Origin of the sequence: Streptomyces uncialis (assembly GCF_001905345.1) — a bacterium.
GTDB classification, from domain to species: domain Bacteria; phylum Actinomycetota; class Actinomycetes; order Streptomycetales; family Streptomycetaceae; genus Streptomyces; species Streptomyces uncialis.
This window is the reverse complement of record NZ_LFBV01000009.1, coordinates 324,647-343,931: the sequence shown is the minus strand read 5'-3', so window position 1 is coordinate 343,931 and position 19,285 is coordinate 324,647. Positions and strand designations below refer to the sequence as shown.

The window sequence follows — 19,285 nt, the reverse complement described above, 5'->3', positions numbered from 1 at the left end:
CTGTGTCTCATCAACAAGCCGTCCCTGCGTGAGTCATGACGCGAGGTCATCGATCGATGGACCCAGATCCGCACGGCCCACCCCCCACATTCCCCCCACCCCCCAGGCCCCCCTCACTCCCCCCCCCCCCACCCCGCGCCCTCCCGCCCGGTACCGTCCCACCGCGTACCGCGCCGCCCGGTGCCCTCCCGACCCGTACCGTCCCGCACCGCGGCGTTCCGTCGGCCGCGCTCGCCGCCGCCCTGGTCCTGCTCGCGCTGCTGCCCGTGCTCGGTGCCGCGCCGGCGTCCTGGGACGGGACCGGCGCGCGGGTGTCCGGCCGGGACGAGGACCGGCCTCGGCGGACCCTCAAGGTCGCCGTCTCGCAGAGCGTCGACTCGCTGAATCCTTTCCTCGCCACACGGCTGCTCAGCACCAGCGTGCACCGGCTGATGTACGAGAACCTCACCAACTACGACCCGGCGGACAGCCGTCCCGTACCGGGGCTCGCGACCGCGTGGAAGCCCTCGTCCGACAAGCTGACCTGGACGTACACCATCCGGGAGAACGCCCGCTGGTCGGACGGCAGACCGGTCACCGCGCGGGACGCGGCCTGGACGTTCACGACGATGATGACCGACGAGGACGCGGCCACCGCGAACGGCAGTTTCGTCACCAACTTCCGTGAGGTGACCGCGCCGAGTGCGACCCGGCTGGTGATCCGGCTGAAGAAGCCGCAGGCGACGATGGCGGCGCTGGACGTGCCGATCGTGCCCCGGCACATCTGGTCGAAGGCCGGGGACCTCGCGGAGTTCACCAACGACCGGACGTTCCCGGTGGTCGGCAGCGGTCCGTTCGTCCTGACGGGGTACAAGGCGGACAGCTATGTACGGCTCACGGCGAACCCGGTGTTCTGGCGGGGCGCGCCCGAGTTCCACGAGCTGGTCTTCACGTACTACAAGGACGGTGACGCGGCGGTGGCCGCGCTGCGCAAGGGCGAGGTGTCCTTCGTCCAGGGGCTGACGCCCGCGCAGGCGAGGGCGCTCGCCGACGAGCCGGGGGTCACCGTCAACGACGCGCCCGGCCGCCGTTTCCTGGCCCTGGCCACCAACCCGGGCGCCCGCGCCCAGGACGGGCGGGTCTTCGGGGACGGCCATCCGTCGCTGCGGGATCCACGGGTGCGGCGGGCGCTGTTCATGGCGGTGGACCGGGACATGCTCGTCGACAAGGTGTTCCAGGGGTACGCGGTGCGCGGCGAGGGCTACATCCCGCCGCGCTTCAGCCGGTACCACTGGCGACCGGCCGCCGGTCAGCGCGTCCCGTACGACCCGGGGGAGGCCGCGAGGCTGCTCGACGGGGCCGGGTACCGGAAGAACGCCGAGGGCCTGCGGACCGGCGCCGACGGGAAGCCGATCACATACCGGCTGCTGTGCCACGCCACGGACCCGAACGACAAGGCCATCGGGCGCTATCTTCAGGAGTGGTACGCCGGGCTCGGCCTCGGACTGCGCGTCGACTGCCTCGACAATGTCACCGACCCCTGGACCGCGGGCGAGTACGACCTGGCGTTCGACGGCTGGTCGGTGAACCCGGACCCGGACTTCGTGCTGTCCATCCACACCTGTGCCGCGCTGCCCGCGACCCCCGGCGCGCCGGGTGCCACGGACAACTTCATCTGCGATCCGCGCTACGACGGCCTGTACGGGCGCCAGCGCGCCGAGTACGACCCGGCCGCGCGCGCCGCGCTGGTCCGGCGGATGCAGTCACGGCTGTACGACACGGGCTATATGAACGTGCTGGCGTACCCGAACGCGGTCGAGGCGTACCGGTCCGACCGGATCGCGTCGATCACGACGATGCCGGAGGCGGCGGGCAACATCTACGGCCAGGACGGCTACTGGAGCTGGTGGTCGGCGACCCCGGCCGAGCCCTACGGGGCCGGGCCGGGCGGCGGGCCGCCGACGGGGGCCCTCGTCGGGATCGCGGCGGCCGGGACACTGCTCGCGGGCGGCGCCGGGGCACTGGCGCTGCGCCGCCGCCGGACGGTGGACGACCGTGAGTAGCGTCCGGGCGGAGCCCCGCGCGGACGGGACCGTGCCCGGTGCGGAACCCGCCCCCCGCCGGCGGACCGGGTCCGGCTACGGGCGATACGTCGCGGGTCGTCTGACGGGTGCGGCGGTGTCGCTGCTGGCGGTGCTGGTGACGGGGTTCTTCCTGTTCAGGCTGATCCCCGGTGACCCGGTGAAGTTCATGACCGGCGGCCGTCAGGTGTCGGTGGAGCAGCTGGCCGCCTACCGGCGCGAGTTCGGTCTCGACCTGCCGTGGTGGCGGCAGTTCACGGACTACTGCGGCAAGGCCCTGACCGGGGACCTCGGCACGTCGTACCAGTTCCGCACCCCGGTCATCGACAAGATCACCGAGGCGCTGCCGAACACCCTGCTGCTGACGGGGACGGCGTTCGTGCTGTACACGGCGCTCGGGCTGTTCCTCGGCACCCGGGCGGCCTGGCGGGGCGGCGGGTTCGGGGACCGTTTCCACACGGGTCTCGCGCTGACGCTGTACTCGGTGCCGTCGTTCTGGCTGGGGCTGCTGCTGATCGTGGTGTTCTCGGTGGGCGCGGGTCCGGTGCCGGGGTTGTTCCCGACGGGCGGGATGGAGTCGGGGGACACGACGGGCTTCGCCTACGTGCTCGACGTCGCCCATCATCTGGTGCTGCCGGTGGTCACCCTGGTCGCGGTGGAGTACGGGCAGACGCTGCTGGTGGCCCGCTCCGCGCTGCTGGACGAGAAGGGCGCCGACTATCTGACGACGGCCCGTGCGAAGGGCCTGCGCGATGTCCAGGTCAAGCGGCGGCACGCGGTGCCCAACGCGGCGCTGCCGACCGTGACGCTGGTCTTCGTGAACCTGGGGCGGGTCGTCGCGGGCACGATCCTGGTGGAGACGGTGTTCTCCTGGCCGGGTCTTGGCGGGCTGTTCTACCAGGCGCTGAGCGTGCCGGACCTGCCGCTGGTGCAGGGGCTGTTCCTGGTGTTCGCGGCGGCCGTGATCCTGATGAACATGGTGGCCGATCTGATCTGTCCGCTGCTCGATCCCCGGGTGGGCCGATGACCACGGAAAGCGTTGCCGTCCCCCCGCCGGGCGAGGCCGGGGCCGGTGCCCTGGGTGCCGGTGCCCCCGTCCCCGAGCCGCGCGGACCGGGCCCGCGTGCCCTGGCCAGGCGGCGAAGGCGGCACAGCGCGGCCCGCTTCTGGCGGGCGTACCGCACCCGGCGTTCGGGGATGTTCGGGCTGGCCCTGCTGGTACTGCTGGCGCTGCTCGCGCTGACCGCACCGCTGACCGTCGGGGCGGAGGTGCGGAGCGTGACCCGGGCGACCGGCGGGCCGATGGAGGGCCCGAGCGGCGCGTTCTGGCTGGGCACGGACCAGTTCGGCCGGGATCTGTGCGGGCTGCTGGTGTGGGGCGCGCGGGTGTCGCTCATGGTCGGGCTGCTCGCGGCGGTCCTGTCGGTGGCGATCGGCGCGGTGGTGGGGGTCACGGCCGGGCACTTCCGGGGCTGGTACGCGACGGTGGTCATGCGGGTCACCGACTGGTTCCTGGTGATGCCCACACTCGTCCTCGCGATCGCGCTGGCCACCGTGCTGTCCCGGTCGCTGACCACGGTGGTGCTGGCCATCGGGGTGACGACCTGGCCGACGACCGCCCGGCTGGTCCGGGCGCAGACCCTCGCCGTGGAGTCCCGCCCGTACATCGAGCGGGCCCGCGCGCTCGGCGGCGGCCACGGTCACGTCATGAGCCGTCATGTGCTGCCGAACGTGATGCCGCTGGTGCTCGCGCAGACCACGCTCGGGATCTCCGGCGCGATCCTCGCCGAGGCGACGCTCGCGTTCCTCGGGCTCGGTGATCCCACGGTCACCTCCTGGGGCGGGATGCTCCAGGACGCGCGGGAGGCGGGCGCGGTCAGCGCGGGGCACTGGTGGTACCTGGTGCCGCCGGGCATCGCGATCGCGACGGTCGCGCTGGCGTTCACCCTGTGCGGACGCGCGGTCGAGTCGGTGCTGAACCCGAGGCTGGGAGCGACAGGATGAGCGGGCCACTGCTCCAGGTACGGGATCTGACGGTGACGTACCCGGGCGGGGCGGCGGCCGTGCGCGGGGTCGATCTGACGGTGGCGGCGGGCCGCAAGCTGGGTATCGCGGGCGAGTCCGGCTGCGGCAAGTCGACACTGGCGCTGGCGCTGCTGCGGCTGCTGCCGCCCGGGACCCGGACGGGCGGCGAGATCCTGCTCGACGGCGAGGACGTGCTCACCATGCGGTGGGGACGGCTGCGGGCGGTGCGCTGGGCGGGGGCGTCGATCGTCTTCCAGGGCGCGATGCACTCCCTGAACGCGGTACGCCGGGTCGGGGACCAGATCGCCGAACCCCTGCTGCTGCACGGCCGGGTGACCCCGGGGCAGGCGCGGCGGCGCACCGCCGAACTCCTCGAACAGGTCGGCCTGCCCGCCGCCCGCGCCGCCGCCCATCCGCATGAGCTGTCCGGCGGGCAGCGTCAGCGCGTGATGATCGCGATGGCGCTGGCGTGCGACCCCCGGCTGATCATCGCGGACGAGCCGACGACGGCGCTGGACGTGATGGTCCAGGCCCAGATCATGCGGCTGATCGAAGGGCTCGTCACCGACCGCGATCTGGCGCTCGTCCTGATCAGCCACGATCTCGCGGTACTGGCGGACACCTGCGACCGGCTCGCGGTGATGTACGCGGGCCGGGTCGTCGAGGAGGGCCCGGCCCGCGCCGTGTACGAGGACGCCCTGCACCCTTACGGCCGGGCGCTGTCGGCGGCGTTCCCCCGGATCGGTGACCCCGCCTCCCGGTTCGCCCCGCGCGGACTGCCCGGCGACCCGCCGGACCCGTCGGCGCTGCCGCCCGGCTGTTCCTTCCATCCGCGCTGCACGGCGGCCCTCGACACCTGCGCCGAGGACGACCCCGCGCTGCGCGGGACCGAGGACGGTCGACGGCGCGCGGCGTGCGTCCTGGTGGGGGTCGGCGATGTCCCGGGCCCGGGAGCCGTCCCGGCGGCGGAGGCCGTCCCGGTGCCGGGGGCGGTCACCGAAGCGGGCGGGCCGGGCGGCGGACCTGCCGACGGGCCCAGGGCGCCGGAGACCGCGCCCGGCCAGGAGCCGGAGGACGGCGTGAGGAGCGGGACGACACCATGAACGCTGACCACGACGGCATCGGCCACGGCCCGGGGGGCGACGGAACCGGCCCGGCGGGTGACGGGAACGGCCCGCGGTACGACGCGAGGGGACCCCACGGCAACGGGGACAGCCCGGGGAACGACGGACCCGGACCGCACGGCGGCGCAACCGGCCCCGGCAACGACGGGACCGCGCCACCGCTGCTCAGCGCCCGCGACCTGCGGGTCGCCTTCCCCGGCAGGCGGGGCGCGGCCGAGGCCCGCGCGGTCGACGGTGTCGACCTCGATCTGCGGCGCGGCGAGATCGTCGCCCTGGTCGGTGAGTCCGGCTGCGGCAAATCGACCCTGGCCCGCACCCTGCTGGGGCTGGTGCGCCCCACCTCGGGCACGGTCGGCTTCGCCGGGAAGCCGCTGGAGTACGGCGGCCGGGCCCTCAAGGCGTACCGCCGCCGGGCGCAGCTGGTGCTCCAGGACCCGAGCGGATCGCTGAACCCACGGCACACCGTGTACGACGCGGTGGCCGAAGGGCTGCGCATCCACCGGTACGGGGGCGACGAGCGGGCGGCGGTGACCGGGGCGCTGGCCCGGGCGGGGCTCCGGCCGCCGGAACGGTTCCTGCTGCGGTACCCGCACGAGCTGTCGGGGGGCCAGCGGCAGCGGGTGGTGATCGCGGGCGCGCTGGTGCTGGAACCGGAACTGCTCGTCGCGGACGAACCGGTGGCCTCGCTGGACGCCTCGGTGCGCGGGGAGATCCTGGCGCTGCTGCTGCGGCTGCGCGCCGAACTGGGGCTGGCCGCGCTGGTGGTGACGCACGATCTGGGCCTCGCGTGGAACATCGCGGACCGGGTCGCGGTGATGTACCTGGGGCGGATCGTGGAGACGGGTTCGGTGGAGACGGTCCTGACCGCCCCTCAGCACCCGTACACCCGGGCGCTGCTGTCGGTCCTGCCGGAGGCGCCCGGCACCCCGGTGATCCTGTCGGGCGAGGCACCCGACCCGTCACGTGTGCCGTCCGGCTGCCGCTTCCATGTGCGCTGCCCGGTGCTGGCGGAGGGCGGGGCGGGGCACAGGGGCGTCGCCGCCGCCTGCCGCACCCAGGACCTCCCCGTCCTCCCGGCGACGCCCCTGGCCCATACGGCGTGCCACTGGGTCGCGGCGGGGCGGACCGGCGGACCGGGGTAGATCAGGCCCGTACGACGTGAGGGACGGGTACGGGTCGGGTGGGCCGGGGTGCAACGCGTAGTGCGCGCACGGGCCGTACGGCCGGTGCTACGCCTCGGCGATCAGTTCGCGGGCCTGTTTGACGTCCTCGGCCATCGCGACGAGCAGCGCGTCGATCGTCTCGAACTTGGCCATCCCCCGGACGTACGCCAGGAAGTCCACGGCGACGTGCAGCCCGTACAGGTCCAGTCCGACGCGGTCGATCGCGTACGCCTCGACCGTGCGGGCGGTGCCGTCGAAGGTCGGGTTGGTGCCGACGGAGATCGCCGCGGGCATCGCCTCGTCCCCGACGTTCAGCCAGCCCGCGTACACACCGTCGGCGGGGATCGCGGTGTGCGGCAGGGTCTCGACGTTGGCCGTGGGGTAGCCGAGCTCCCGGCCCCGCTGCGCGCCGCGGACGACGACGCCCTCGACGCGGTGCGGACGGCCGAGGATCTCCGCGGCCCCCGCGACATCGCCCGAGGCGACCAGCCGCCGGGTCAGCGTGGACGAGAACGGTTCGCCGCCGCCCGCCGTGCCGCTCACGTACAGATCGACCAGGTCGACCTTGAAGTCGTTGGTGGCGCCCAGCTGTTCGAGCAGGGCGACGTTCCCGGCGGCCTTGTGGCCGAAGCGGAAGTTGGGGCCCTCGACCACGGCCTGGGCGTGCAGCTTGTCGACGAGGACCTTCTCCACGAAGTCGGCGGGCGACAGCTTCGAGAACTCCGCGGTGAACGGCAGGATCAGCAGCGCGTCCACCCCCAGCGCGGCCATCAGTTCGGCGCGCCGGTGGTGCGGGGCGAGCAGCGGGGGGTGGCTGCCGGGGCGGACCACCTCGCTGGGGTGCGGGTCGAACGTGACGACGACCGCGGGTACGCCCAGCTCGCGGGCGCGTGACACGGCACGGCCGATGATGAGCTGGTGCCCGCGGTGGACCCCGTCGTAGGACCCGATGGTGACGACGCTGCGCCCCCAGTCCTCGGGGATGTCCTCCAAGCCACGCCAGCGCTGCACTGTGCCGCTCCTTGTCGCAATTCCTGGTCGAACCTGTGCCGTACGTCGGTTCCGCGCCATGGGCCGGACCCCGGCCGGACGCGGACGGACCGCCGGGGCGGTCCGCCGGAACCGTACCGCTCCGCCGGAACCCGGTGACCCGGTGCTGTCCGCCGGACCCGCCGAATCCGCAGGTCTAAGAGTGCCATGCCGTACCGGTCGGCCCGGCATCGGCATCGGGCTGTGACACGACGCACCCCCGGGTGTCCGGACTGTCCCGGTAGGCCGATGGTGCGAAGCCGTCCGGAACACGGCCGGGGGCGGGACCGGGGGGACCGGGGAGGGCCGGGGGGACCGGCAGGGCTGGAAGAGCCAGGACGGCCGGGACAGCCGGGAGGACCGCGCGGCCTCCAGGGCCTTCGGGGCGGGCGGTTGAGGTGTGACGGGCGGGTCCCGGGCGGGTCGGGGCGGCCTCCCCGGCGCGCGCGGTCCCCCCGGCGGCGGCACGCAGCGCCGCGGCGAGCACCTCGGGATCGTGTTCCCCGGCCAGCAGGGCGTCCAGCAGTTCCCGGCGCGGCCCACGGGACCCCTCCGCGCCGGGAGTGGCGAGCACGGCGGCGAGCACGGCCCGGACCTCGGCTGCGGCACCCTCCGCGAGTGCGGTGACCAGCGGACGGAGCACGTCGACGGCCGCCGCGCCCTGCTCGGCCCGGCGCTGGACGTACCCGGCGGCGGCACGGGCCGCCTCCGGCCGCCGCACGGCCAGTTCCCGTACCAGCGCGGCGATCCGGTGGGCGGGTCCGGGCGCGGTGACCCCGGCGAGGGTGCGCAGCCCCTCGGCAACGACCGCCGGGGGCGCGTGGCGCAGCCGGGCCTCGAACGCGGCGAGCACGGGTCCGGGGTGGGTGCGCAGCGCCCCTTCGAGGGCGGCGGAGGGCATCGCGCGGTCGCCGGAGGCGAACCGGTCCAGTGCGGCGGTCAGGAAGCGTGCCCTGGTCAGCGGGTCGAGGACGAGCATGGCGAGTCCGGCGCCGGCCGGTTCGCCCGCGCCGAGCAGGAGGTGCGCGGCGTCGCGGAGCGCGGCCCGGTCCCCCTCACGGACGGCGTGGGCCGCGGCCCGGGGCCCGTACCGGGCGGCCTCGGCGTGCCGGCCGTGCCGGGCCCAGCGGGCGACGGCCGCGCACAGTGCGGCGGTCTCGTCGGCCGCGAGTGCCGCCATCAGTTCCTCGCCCCGGGGGTGCGGGTCGGCGGCGAGGGCCTCCACCAGGGCCGCGGGGGCGCGGCGGCGTTCCGCGTACAGGACGGACTGGGCGACGTCCGCGACGGTGGCACCGGGTGCGGCGGTGAGTGGCCGTCCGTCGGTGAACCAGCGCAGCAGCGGGGGCGCCGTCCGCTCGGGGTCGGCGCGCAGGAGGGCGGCCACGGTGTCCAGATAGCGGGGGCCGGCGGGACCGCCGCCGGGGCCGTCGGCCACGACGAGCAGCCGCAGCAGTTCCAGCCGGTCGGCGTCCGGCAGCCGGGGCGTCAGCCAGAACGACGGCCCGAACGGGGGCCCGGTCCCGGGCGGTCCGTCCCCGTCACGGCGGGTGGCCGCGGTCCGCGCGGTCCGCTCCGCGAGATCCCGCAGGACCCCGAGGTACGGGGTGGCGTCCGGAAGGCGGGCGAACACGTCGGCGAGCACCACGGCGGCCCACCGCCCGCCGGGCCCCGGTTCCGGCGCACGGGCCACGAGAGCCGTGAGCAGGTCCCGCAGCCGGTCGGGACCCCGCTCCCGGCCGGTCCGCAGCAGCGCGGCGACGACGGGCCCGAGCCGGAACGGAGGCGGAAGCACGGCCGTCCCACCGCCCACGACGTCGCCACCCCCACCACCGGCGTCCCGCGCCCTGACGATGCCCCACCCCGCACCACCCCCCGGAACCACCCCGAGCCCTCCGACCGACCCAAGGCCCCCTGCCGGACCGAAACCCCGTACCGGACCGATCTCACGCCGCGGGTCGCCGTCACGCACCAGACCGGAGTCACCCACCGAGCCGGTGCCATCCCACGGGCCGATGCCCCTCCCGGAGCCGTCACCCACCGAGCCCCCGTCACGTACCGCACCGATGCCCCTCCCCCCGCCGAGCTCCGGCCTGCCCGGTCGGTCCGGACCGTCGGGGCCCTGGCTCCGGCCCCGGCTCCGGTCCTGCGGCGGCACCCGCTGCTCCACAGCGGTGAGCAGCGCGGCGACCGCGCGCGCCGGGTCCAGCCGGACGGCCTGGAGGCGGTCGCCGAGCTCCTCGTGGCGGAAGCGGTACCCCGTGCCGGTCGGGACCAGCAGCTCCTCCATGAGGACGGCCGCCGCCCAGCCGGTCCGCCGGGGGAACAGCTCCTCGAAGACCGCGGGGGACACCTCGCCCCGCCCGGCGGGACCGGGGTGCGCGCGGGAAGCCGCCTGCCGCGCCCGGCCGCGGAGCCCGGCGGCGAGCCGCCGCAGCTCGCCGGGGTCCGCGCGGCCCGGCCCGGTGAGGCATTCGGCGGTGCGCAGACAGAGCAGATCCAGCTGGGCTCCGAGGATCTCGTGCCTGCCGGGTCTGCCGGGCGGCGGTACGGGCAGGGCCGCGCGGACCCCGGCGAGCAGGGTGAGGGCCAGCGGATGGGCGGCGGCGTCGGGGGCGACGGCGTCGTCCGGGACACCGAGCCGGGCGCGCAGCCGCCGGGCCTCGTCCGCGGTGAGGTCACCGAGGGGTACGCGGACGGGTGCCGCCCCCCGTCCCCCGGTGCCGGGCGGCGCGGCGGTCAGGAATCCGTGGGCGGCCCGGTCCGCGTACTCCGGTCCGCACGCCAGGACCAGCCGCACCCCGTACCGGTCGAGCCACGCGGCCGTGCGGGCCGTCCACGCCATGGTCCAGTCGTGGAGGCGTCCCGGTGAGCCGTGGGCCCGGCCGTGGCCCATGTCCTCGGGTGCGTCGAGGACCACCACCAGCGGGCGCCCGCCGACCCGGGCGACCTGGGCCAGCCGCGCGGCGGCCGTACGCCACTCCTCGGGTCCGGCGGCGGGGAACGGCGCGGGTGACGGGGAGGGCGGGGACACGGCGGTGCCCCGGGGCGCGCGGCGGTGCAGGACCCGGCCCACCGCGTCGGCCAGCCCCGTGTCGGTGCCGGGGATGTCGCCGCCCCGCAGCCACACGGTGGGGGCGGGCGTACGGCCCCGGGCGCGGCGGGCGGTGTACGCGGCGAGCTCCGTGGTCCGTCCGCTGCCGGGCGGACCGGTGAGGAGGCATACGGCCGCCGGTCCGTCGCCGAAGGCGGTGAGCCGCCGGGCGGGCTCGTCCCGAGTGATGTGGTGCGCGGGCAGGGACGGCGACCGGTCGTGGGCGGCGGTCAGGGCGAGGACGCCCGCGAGGTTGAGGTCGGCGCCGTAGGCGGGGACCGTCGTCGTGTTCACGGCCAGGGCGCGGGCGAGCGGTCCACGGGAGCCGGTACGGAGCGGCACGGCGAGGCCCGCCGCACGGCGCCCCGCGTCCAGGGCGGTGCCGACGACACCGAGGACCGCGCCGGTCGCCGCGTCGATGACGGGTCCGCCCGCGGCGCCCCCGCCGGGGCGCAGCGCGTCGCTGCCCGCGGTACCGACGGCGAGTTCCAGCGCCCCGCCGATCCGGTGCGCGCCCCTGGCCGAGGTGTAGGTGACGGCGGACTCGCCGAGGACCCGGGCCTCCCGCCACCCGGCGGCGGCGATCCGCACATAGCTGCCGGTGGCGACCTGGGGCCGGGTGCTCACCGGAAGGGGCACCAGACCGAGGCCGTGGCTGCGGACCAGGGCGAGTCCGGTGTCGGGGAGCGGGACCACGTCGTCGTCGGCGACGACACAGGTGCGGCCGTCGGCGCCGTGCAGCACGGTCCGGGTGACGGAGTCGACGGTCTCATGGCTGGTGAGGAGGGTGCCGAGGGTGTCGATGGCGAAGCCCGTGCCGCGGGGGCGGCCGGCCAGGTCGCATATCCGCACCATGCTGCCGTCCGGGGGCGCCCAGGCTTCGGCCGCCCCTGCCACGGAACCCGGCCGTACGGGTCGCCTCGTCCCCATCCCGACCTCCCGCCGTGCCCGGGTGCTCCGACGGTAGGCAAGCGGTGATCAACGGGCCAGCGGGCGGTACGAACGCGCCCCCTTCCGCTCCCCTACTCGCTCCGAGCGCCCACCCGTAGGGGCGGGGTACCCGGGGCCGACCCCGTTGTCCCGGGTGCACGTTCCACCCCGTGTCCCTGCGGCACCATCCGCAGCCGGACACCCACCGCAAGGGGCACGATCAAGGGGCGCGGGGAACTGCGCGAAAGACGAGAACAGCCCCGCACCCGGCGAACCACACCGAGCGGCACCAAGCGCCCCGCCCAGGAACCGCGGGGAACCGCGCGAAAAACCCACGACGGGCACCCGGCGGACAGCACAAGGCAGCACCGGACCGCCCCCGCCCGACGGACCCCGTCAGGCGAAGACCGCGAGGCTCTTCGCCTTGCCCCGATGCTCCTCGACCAGCACGATGAACCGCCCCTCGGCGTCGAAGACGCCCACCGCGCCCCGCCCGGCGTACTCGTCGGGCATGTCCACGCGTACCCCGTTGAGGAGCAGCTTGGCGCGCCGGGTGTCGACGTCCCAGCGGGGGAACGCGGCCTCGGCCGCCTCCGCGACGGGCATGACCGTCAGTTCCTGCTGGAGCTGGTCCAGGGTGCGGGCACCGTCGAGCTTGTACGGTCCGACCCGGGTCCGCCGCAGCGCGGTGAGATGTCCGCCGACGCCGAGCGCGCCGCCGAGGTCACGGGCGAGGGCGCGGATATAGGTGCCGGAGGAGCAGACCACCGAGACCACGAGGTCGAGGACGGGCGTACCGTCCTCGGCGACGGCCTCCCGGACGTCATGCACGGCGAACGACTTCACGGTGACCGGGCGGGCCGGGATCTCGAAGTCCTCGCCCTCACGGGCCCGCTTGTAGGACCGCTTGCCGTCGATCTTGATGGCGCTGACCTTGGACGGGACCTGCATGATCTCGCCGGTCAGTACGGCGACCTGCGCGTCGACGGCCTCGCGGGTCACACCGGCGACGGATGTCGAGGAGGTCAGATCGCCCTCGGCGTCGTCCGTGACGGTGTTCTGGCCGAGGCGGATCGTGCCGAGGTATTCCTTCTCGGTGAGCGCGAGATGCCCGAGGAGCTTGGTCGCGCGTTCGACGCCGAGGACGAGGACCCCGGTGGCCATCGGGTCGAGGGTTCCGGCGTGGCCGATCCGCCGGGTGCGGGCGATGCCCCGCATCTTGGCGACCACGTCGTGCGAAGTGAAGCCCGACGGCTTGTCCACGATGACAAGGCCGTCGGGCGTGGGGTGCGTGCTGGTCATGCCGGGGTGCCGCCGCCGTCCCGGTCACCGGTGCCCGGGGCTCCGGTACCGCCGGTCGCGCCGCCGTCCTCCTGGGCGGGCTCGGCCGCTTCGGCCGCCTCGTCCGTGTCGTCCGCCTCGTCCGTGTCGTCCTCGGGCTTGCGGTAGGGGTCCGCCCCGCCCGCGTAGTCGGCGCCCGCCGAGACCTCGCGGACCTTGGCGTCGGAGGCCCGCGCCCGGTCGAGGAGGTCCTCGATGGCCTTGGAGGTGTCGGGCAGGGCGTCGGCGACGAAGGTGAGGCTCGGGGTGAACTTCACCCCGGCGGCGCGGCCCACCTCGGAACGGAGGATGCCCTTGGCGCTCTCCAGTCCGGCGGCGGCATCGGCCCGCTGCTCGTCGTCCCCGTACACCGTGTAGAAGACGGTCGCCTCCCGCAGATCACCCGTGACCCGGGTGTCGGTGATGGTCACATGCGTGCCCAGCCGGGGGTCCTTGATCCCGCGCTGAAGCTTCTGGGCCACCACCTCCCGGATGAGGTCCGCCAGCCTCTTCGCCCGCGCGTTGTCGGCCACTGGTCCGTCTCCTTCTTCCAGCCTTGCGTGTGCTGCTCGTGCTTCCGATGGTGCTCCGGAGCGGCCGCGGATGCGGCCGGTCCGGTGGTGACGCTGTGGTGGTTCGGCCCGCCGGGGTGCCCGTGGGCGCCCTGGCGTTCCCGTCCCGCCGACCGTGTCCCGCTCGTCGTCCCTAGTCGTCGTCCCAGTCGCCGTCGTGGTGGAGTCTGCGCCGTACCGACAGCAGTTCCACCTCGGGCCGTGCCGCGACCAGCCGTTCGCAGCGGTCGAGCACGTCCGCCAGATGACCGGTGTCCCCGGAGACCACCGCGAGACCGATCTCGGCCCTGCGGTGGAGGTCCTGGTTCCCGGTCTCCGCGACACTCACCGCGTACTTGCGGTGGAGTTCCGCGACGATCGGCCGGACGAGTGAGCGTTTCTCCTTCAGTGAGTGAACATCACCGAGGAGCAGGTCGAAGGACAGTGTCCCCACATACATGGATGTCCGGATGTCCCGCCGGTTCGGGTTCAAGGACCTGACCGCCCGCGCGGCCGGCCCGACGGCCCCGCCCTTCGAACGGGCGGGGACATCAGAACCGTACACGCAACGGCCGGGGCCGATCGACGGGAATTCCTCCCCGCCGACCGGCCCCGGTCCGGGATGCCGGGCCGCCCGGGGTGAGCCGGGCGGCCGCCGGGCGCCTAGGCGCGCGGCTTCTCGCGCATCTCGTACGTCGCGATGACGTCGTCGACCTTGATGTCGTTGAAGTTGCCGAGGTTGATACCGCCCTCGAACCCTTCGCGGATCTCGGTGACATCGTCCTTGAAGCGGCGCAGACCCTCGATGTTGAGGCTCTCCGCGATGACCTTGCCGTCGCGGAGCAGTCGGGCCTTGGTGTTGCGCTTGACCTCGCCGGACCGGATGAGGACACCGGCGATGTTGCCCAGCTTGGACGAGCGGAAGACCTCGCGGATCTCCGCCTTACCCAGCTCGACCTCTTCGAACTCCGGCTTGAGCATGCCCTTGAGGGCCGCTTCGATCTCCTCGATCGCCTGGTAGATGACCGAGTAGTACCGGACGTCCACACCTTCGCGCTCGGCCATCTGCTGCGCACGCCCAGCGGCGCGCACGTTGAAGCCGATCACGATGGCGTCGGAGCCCATCGCCAGGTCGATGTCCGACTCCGTGACCGCACCGACGCCGCGGTGCAGGACCCGGATGTCGACCTCTTCACCGACGTCGAGCTGGAGCAGCGAGGACTCAAGGGCCTCGACCGAACCGGACGCGTCGCCCTTGATGATGAGGTTGAGCTGCTGGATCTCGCCGGCCTTGAGCACCTTGTCGAGGTCCTCGAGGGAGACCCGGCGGACCCGCTTGGCGAAGGCCGCGTTGCGCTCGCGCGCCGCACGCTTCTCCGCGATCTGACGCGCCGTACGGTCCTCGTCGACAACGATGAAGTTGTCGCCGGCGCCCGGGACGTTGGTCAGACCCAGGACCTGGACCGGGGTGGACGGACCGGCCTCGTGGAGCGTGTTGCCCTGGTCGTCGTGCATGGCGCGCACACGGCCGTAGGCGTCGCCGACGACCATCGTGTCGCCGACCCGCAGGGTGCCTCGCTGGACCAGGACGGTCGCGGTGGCGCCACGGCCGCGGTCGAGGCGGGCCTCGATCGCGATGCCCTGCGCGTCCTGCTCCGGGTTGGCCCGCAGGTCGAGCGAGGCGTCCGCGGTCAGGACGACGGCCTCCAGGAGGCCGTCGATGTTCAGGCCCTGCTTGGCGGAGATGTCGACGAACATGGTGTCGCCGCCGTACTCCTCGGCCACCAGCCCGAACTCGGTGAGCTGACCGCGCACCTTGGTCGGGTCGGCACCCTCGACGTCGATCTTGTTGACCGCGACCACGATCGGCACCTCGGCCGCCTTGGCGTGGTTCAGCGCCTCGATCGTCTGGGGCATCACACCGTCGTTGGCCGCCACCACGAGGATCGCGATGTCGGTCGACTTGGCACCGCGGGCTCGCATGGCGGTGAACGCCTCGTGACCCGGGGTGTCGATGAAGGTGATGCGGCGGTCGTCGCCGTTGACCTCGGTGGCGACCTGGTAGGCACCGATGTGCTGGGTGATGCCACCCGCCTCGCCCGCGATGACGTTCGTCTTGCGGATGGCGTCGAGCAGTCGGGTCTTACCGTGGTCGACGTGACCCATGACGGTCACGACCGGCGGACGCGAGACGAGGTTCTCCTCGCCGCCCTCGTCCTCGCCGAACTCCAGGTCGAAGGACTCCAGGAGCTCGCGGTCCTCCTCCTCCGGGCTGACGATCTGAACCGTGTAGTTCATCTCTTCGGCCAGCATGACCAGCGTGTCGTCGGACACGGACTGGGTCGCGGTGACCATCTCGCCGATGTTCATCATGACCGCGACGAGCGACGCCGGGTTGGCGTTGATCTTCTCGGCGAAGTCGGTGAGCGAGGCACCACGCGACAGACGAATGGCTTCGCCGTTGCCGCGGGGCAGCATCACGCCGCCGACCGACGGGGCCTGCATGGCCTCGTACTCCTGGCGCCTCTGCCGCTTCGACTTGCGACCGCGACGCGCGGGACCGCCGGGACGCCCGAAGGCACCCTGCGTGCCACCACGGCCACCGGGGCCACCGGGACGGCCGCCGAAGCCGGGACGGCCACCGCCGCCACCGAAGCCGCCGCCGCCACCGCCGCCGCCGGGGCGACCGGCGAAGCCGCCGCCACCACCGGGACGGGCACCGCCGCCACCGCCGCCGGGACGACCGGCGAAGCCCGGACGACCGCCGCCACCGGCACCGCCGGGACGGGCGCCGCCCGCACCACCGGGACCACGGCCACCGCCGGGGCCACCACCGGGACGCGGGCCGGCAGCGGGACGCTGCGGCATCATGCCCGGGTTGGGACGGTTACCGCCGGGGCCGCCGCCGGGGCGGGGCGCCTGCGGACGGGGCATCCCACCGGGGGTGGGACGTGCGCCACCGGGACCGGACTGCGGACGGGGACCGCCCTGTCCGGCGCCCTGGGGGCGCGGCGCACCGGGGGCACCGGGGCCACCGGGACGGGGGGCGCCGCCCGGACGGGGCGTCTGCGGACGCGCCATTCCGGTGGAGCCGCCCGAGGTGAAGGGATTGTTGCCCGGACGCGGGCCCGCGGGGCGGGCACCGGGACGCGCGGCCTGACCACCGGGGCGCGAGGCACCGGGACGGTCGGGACGGTCGCCACGGCCCTGGCCGCCCTGGCCGCCACCCTGACCGGACTGGCCGGGACGGGCGGGACGCGGGGCGCCGGGGCGCGGGGCGTCACCGGGGCGGTTGCCGCCGGGACGGGCGCCGGAGCCGCTGGGGGCACCGGAACCGCTGGGCGCGCTGGGGGCACCGGAGGGAGCCGCGGGCGCCGACGGCGGCGCGGTGAACTCCGGAACCGTGGGCGCGGGCGACGCGGGGGCCGCCGGGGCGGGCCGCGGGGCCGGCTTGGGACCCGGCCGCGGACCTGCCGACGGCGCGGACGCCGCGGCGGGACGCTCCGCCTCGGGGGCCTTGGGGGCCGCCGGGGCGGGGGGCCGCGGGGCGGCCGGACGGGCCGCCTGCGCGGGGCTCGGGGCCGCCGCGCCGGGGGTCGCCGAAGGCGCCGACGGCATCGGGGGCCGCGGCGCTGCCTTCCTGGGTGCCCCGGGCTTGGCGCCGGACCTGCCGGAGCCGCTGCCCTGCTGGAAAGCGTCAGTCAGTTTACGTACCACAGGCGCCTCGATCGTCGAGGACGCCGAACGGACGAATTCACCGAGTTCCTGGAGCTTGGCCATGACGACCTTGCTCTCCACACCGAACTCCTTGGCGAGTTCGTATACCCGGACCTTAGCCACTTCGCTCCTTTGAGGTCCGGGTTACGCCGGACCGTCGCTACTTCATGGGCGTACTCATCGCGTACTCATCGAGTGCTCATCGCAATCTCGACCTACTTCCGACTCGCGAGGTACTGGGCCGTGCGGGGATTCACACGGCACCTCTTCATCACTGTTCTTACGGGGTTTCGCCTGCGACCACCTGGGTCAGCGCCTGGGTGTCGAGCTGTCCCCGGGCTCGGAAGGCCCGAACGAAAGCCCGACGGCGCACCGCCAGGTCGAGACAGACCGGGACGGGATGTACGTACGCACCCCGGCCGGGCAGCGTACCGCGAAGATCGGGGACGCATGCGTCCCCCTTCTGCACGATGCGCAGCAGTTCGCTCTTGGCCGCTCGCTCCCGGCACCCCACACAGGTGCGCTCAGGGCATGCGCGGGCATGCGTCCGGCCAGACACGTTCTAGTCTACCTCCCCGTACGGACCCCACTTCTTCCGGGCGGGGTCCGGCCATCCGACGGTCCTTCTCAGCGGTGCTCCGGGCGCCCCTCGCGGGGCGCCCGCCGGCCGGATCAGTCCCGGTCGGACGACTGCTCCGGCTGCTCGGTGTCGGGTCGGATGTCGATACGCCAGCCCGTGAGCCGGGCGGCGAGGCGGGCGTTCTGGCCCTCCTTGCCGATGGCCAGGGAGAGCTGGTAGTCGGGGACGATGACCCGCGCGGAGCGGGCCGCGAAGTCCACCACCTCGACCTTGGACACCCGCGCCGGGGACAGCGCGTTGGCGACCATGTCGGCCGGGTCGTCCGACCAGTCGACGATGTCGATCTTCTCGCCGTTCAGTTCGGCCATCACATTGCGCACCCGGCCGCCCATCGGGCCGATGCAGGCGCCCTTGGCGTTCAGTCCGGCGCGGGTGGAGCGCACCGCGATCTTCGTACGGTGTCCGGCCTCGCGGGCGATCGCGGAGATCTCGACGGAACCGTCGGCGATCTCCGGGACCTCCAGCGCGAACAGCTTCTTGACCAGATTCGGATGCGTGCGCGAGAGGGTGACGGAGGGACCCCGTACGCCCTTCGCCACCCGTACGACGTACGAGCGCAGCCGCATCCCGTGCTGGTACTCCTCGCCGGGGACCTGCTCCTGCACCGGGAGGATGGCCTCCAGCCTGCCGATGTCCACGAGGACGTTCCTCGGGTCACGGCCCTGCTGGACCACGCCCGTGACGATGTCGCCCTCACGGCCGGCGTACTCACCGAGGGTCGCGTCGTCCTCGGCGTCCCGCAGCCGCTGGAGGATCACCTGCTTGGCGGTGGTGGCGGCGATCCGGCCGAAGTCCGACGGGGTGTCGTCGAACTCGCGCGCCTCCTGCCCCTCCTCCAGGTCCTCGGGGTCCTCCTTCGCCCAGACGGTCACATGACCCGTCTCGCGGTTGAGTTCCACGCGCGCGTGGCGGCGGCTTCCCTCGGTGCGGTGGTAGGCGATGAGGAGGGCCGATTCGATCGCTTCGACCAGCAGTGAGAAGGAGATCTCCTTCTCCCGCACCAGTCCCCGCAGGGCACTCATGTCGATGTCCACGACTACGCCTCCTCCGCTTCCGTCATGCTGCTGTCGCTGTCGTTGCCGTCATTGCTGTCTTTGTCGTGCTGCTTGCGGTTGAACTCGATCTCGACGCGCGCCTTGGCGATCTCGTCGAAGGCCAGCCTGCGGGCGGTGGGCTTGCGGCCCTTCACCCCGGGGATCTCCAGATCCAGGCCGTCGTCGTCGACCGTGATGATCCGGGCGGTCAGCTCGCCGCCCTCGGTGAGCTGGAACCTGGCCAGCCGGCCGACGGCGCGTACGTAGTGCCGGTGCTCGGTGAACGGCCGGTCGGCGCCCGGGGAGGTGACCTCAAGGACGTACTCCCCCGCGCCCATGGCGTCGGTCGCGTCGAGCTTGTCCGAGATAGCCCGGCTCAGCTCCGCGCAGGTGTCCAGCTGAACACCCTCGTCCGAGTCCACCACGATACGCAGCACACGCCGCTTGCCCGCCGGGGTCACGGTGATCTCTTCGAGATCGAGCTCCTGGGCGGTCACGAGCGGTTCGAGTAGTTCTCGCAGCCTCTCGCTTGGGGTGGTGCTCATCCGGGTGACTCCTCGGCCGCGTGTGCTGTTGTGGAAGGTCCTGTGTCCGCTCAAAG

Annotated in this window: 14 protein-coding genes; 5 read left to right on the top strand and 9 right to left on the bottom strand. The window is 74.0% G+C overall.

Translation table 11 applies throughout. The features are described 5' to 3' along the window. Nucleotides 1-56: 56 nt before the first annotated feature. From AB852_RS30130 to AB852_RS30110, 5 genes are read left to right on the top strand one after another with little or no spacing between them, the layout of a single operon-like run. Entirely contained in the window at nt 57-2,042 is a 1,986-nt protein-coding gene (locus AB852_RS30130) for an ABC transporter substrate-binding protein (protein ID WP_079185018.1), read from the top strand. Then, a complete protein-coding gene (locus tag AB852_RS30125; RefSeq protein ID WP_073793380.1) occupies nt 2,035-3,087 on the top strand; it encodes an ABC transporter permease in 1,053 nt (350 codons plus the stop codon). Before AB852_RS30130 ends, AB852_RS30125 begins: the two co-directional genes overlap by 8 nt. Beyond that, nucleotides 3,084-4,064, top strand: a complete 981-nt coding sequence (locus AB852_RS30120) for an ABC transporter permease (RefSeq protein ID WP_079185017.1) — start codon at nt 3,084-3,086, stop codon at nt 4,062-4,064. The genes AB852_RS30125 and AB852_RS30120 overlap by 4 nt, the downstream gene beginning before the upstream one ends. Continuing rightward, entirely contained in the window at nt 4,061-5,188 is a 1,128-nt protein-coding gene (locus AB852_RS30115) for an ABC transporter ATP-binding protein (protein ID WP_079185016.1), read from the top strand. The genes AB852_RS30120 and AB852_RS30115 overlap by 4 nt, the downstream gene beginning before the upstream one ends. Then, nucleotides 5,185-6,351 carry an oligopeptide/dipeptide ABC transporter ATP-binding protein gene (locus AB852_RS30110; protein WP_079185015.1) on the top strand — a complete coding sequence of 389 codons (1,167 nt, stop codon included), beginning with the start codon at nt 5,185-5,187 and terminating at the stop codon, nt 6,349-6,351. Before AB852_RS30115 ends, AB852_RS30110 begins: the two co-directional genes overlap by 4 nt. Before the next feature lie 87 nt (nt 6,352-6,438). On the opposite strand, the gene AB852_RS30105 is transcribed toward AB852_RS30110, so the two are convergent. The 9 genes from AB852_RS30105 to rimP form a co-directional block, all read right to left on the bottom strand. Further along, entirely contained in the window at nt 6,439-7,383 is a 945-nt protein-coding gene (locus tag AB852_RS30105) for a bifunctional riboflavin kinase/FAD synthetase (RefSeq protein ID WP_073793379.1), read from the bottom strand. Between the two features lie 175 nt (nt 7,384-7,558). Next, nucleotides 7,559-11,422, bottom strand: coding sequence for a serine protease (locus AB852_RS40015; RefSeq protein ID WP_178391152.1), 3,864 nt, complete (start codon nt 11,420-11,422; stop codon nt 7,559-7,561). Between the two features lie 396 nt (nt 11,423-11,818). Next, nucleotides 11,819-12,724: a tRNA pseudouridine(55) synthase TruB gene (truB, locus tag AB852_RS30095; protein WP_073793377.1), complete on the bottom strand. Its 906-nt coding sequence runs from the start codon at nt 12,722-12,724 to the stop codon at nt 11,819-11,821. After that, nucleotides 12,721-13,275: a 30S ribosome-binding factor RbfA gene (gene rbfA / locus AB852_RS30090; RefSeq protein WP_079185014.1), complete on the bottom strand. Its 555-nt coding sequence runs from the start codon at nt 13,273-13,275 to the stop codon at nt 12,721-12,723. The genes truB and rbfA overlap by 4 nt, the downstream gene beginning before the upstream one ends. A gap of 172 nt (nt 13,276-13,447) precedes the next feature. Continuing rightward, entirely contained in the window at nt 13,448-13,753 is a 306-nt protein-coding gene (locus tag AB852_RS30085) for a DUF503 domain-containing protein (RefSeq protein ID WP_073793432.1), read from the bottom strand. Between the two features lie 203 nt (nt 13,754-13,956). Further along, entirely contained in the window at nt 13,957-17,133 is a 3,177-nt protein-coding gene (gene infB / locus AB852_RS30080; protein ID WP_073793376.1) for a translation initiation factor IF-2, read from the bottom strand. Between the two features lie 157 nt (nt 17,134-17,290). Then, entirely contained in the window at nt 17,291-17,569 is a 279-nt protein-coding gene (locus AB852_RS30075; RefSeq protein ID WP_073793375.1) for a YlxR family protein, read from the bottom strand. A 113-nt stretch (nt 17,570-17,682) separates the two neighbouring features. Then, nucleotides 17,683-18,684, bottom strand: a complete 1,002-nt coding sequence (gene nusA / locus AB852_RS30070) for a transcription termination factor NusA (RefSeq protein WP_073793374.1) — start codon at nt 18,682-18,684, stop codon at nt 17,683-17,685. 2 nt (nt 18,685-18,686) lie between these two features. After that, nucleotides 18,687-19,229, bottom strand: a complete 543-nt coding sequence (gene rimP, locus AB852_RS30065) for a ribosome maturation factor RimP (RefSeq protein WP_073793373.1) — start codon at nt 19,227-19,229, stop codon at nt 18,687-18,689. Nucleotides 19,230-19,285: the final 56 nt, after the last annotated feature.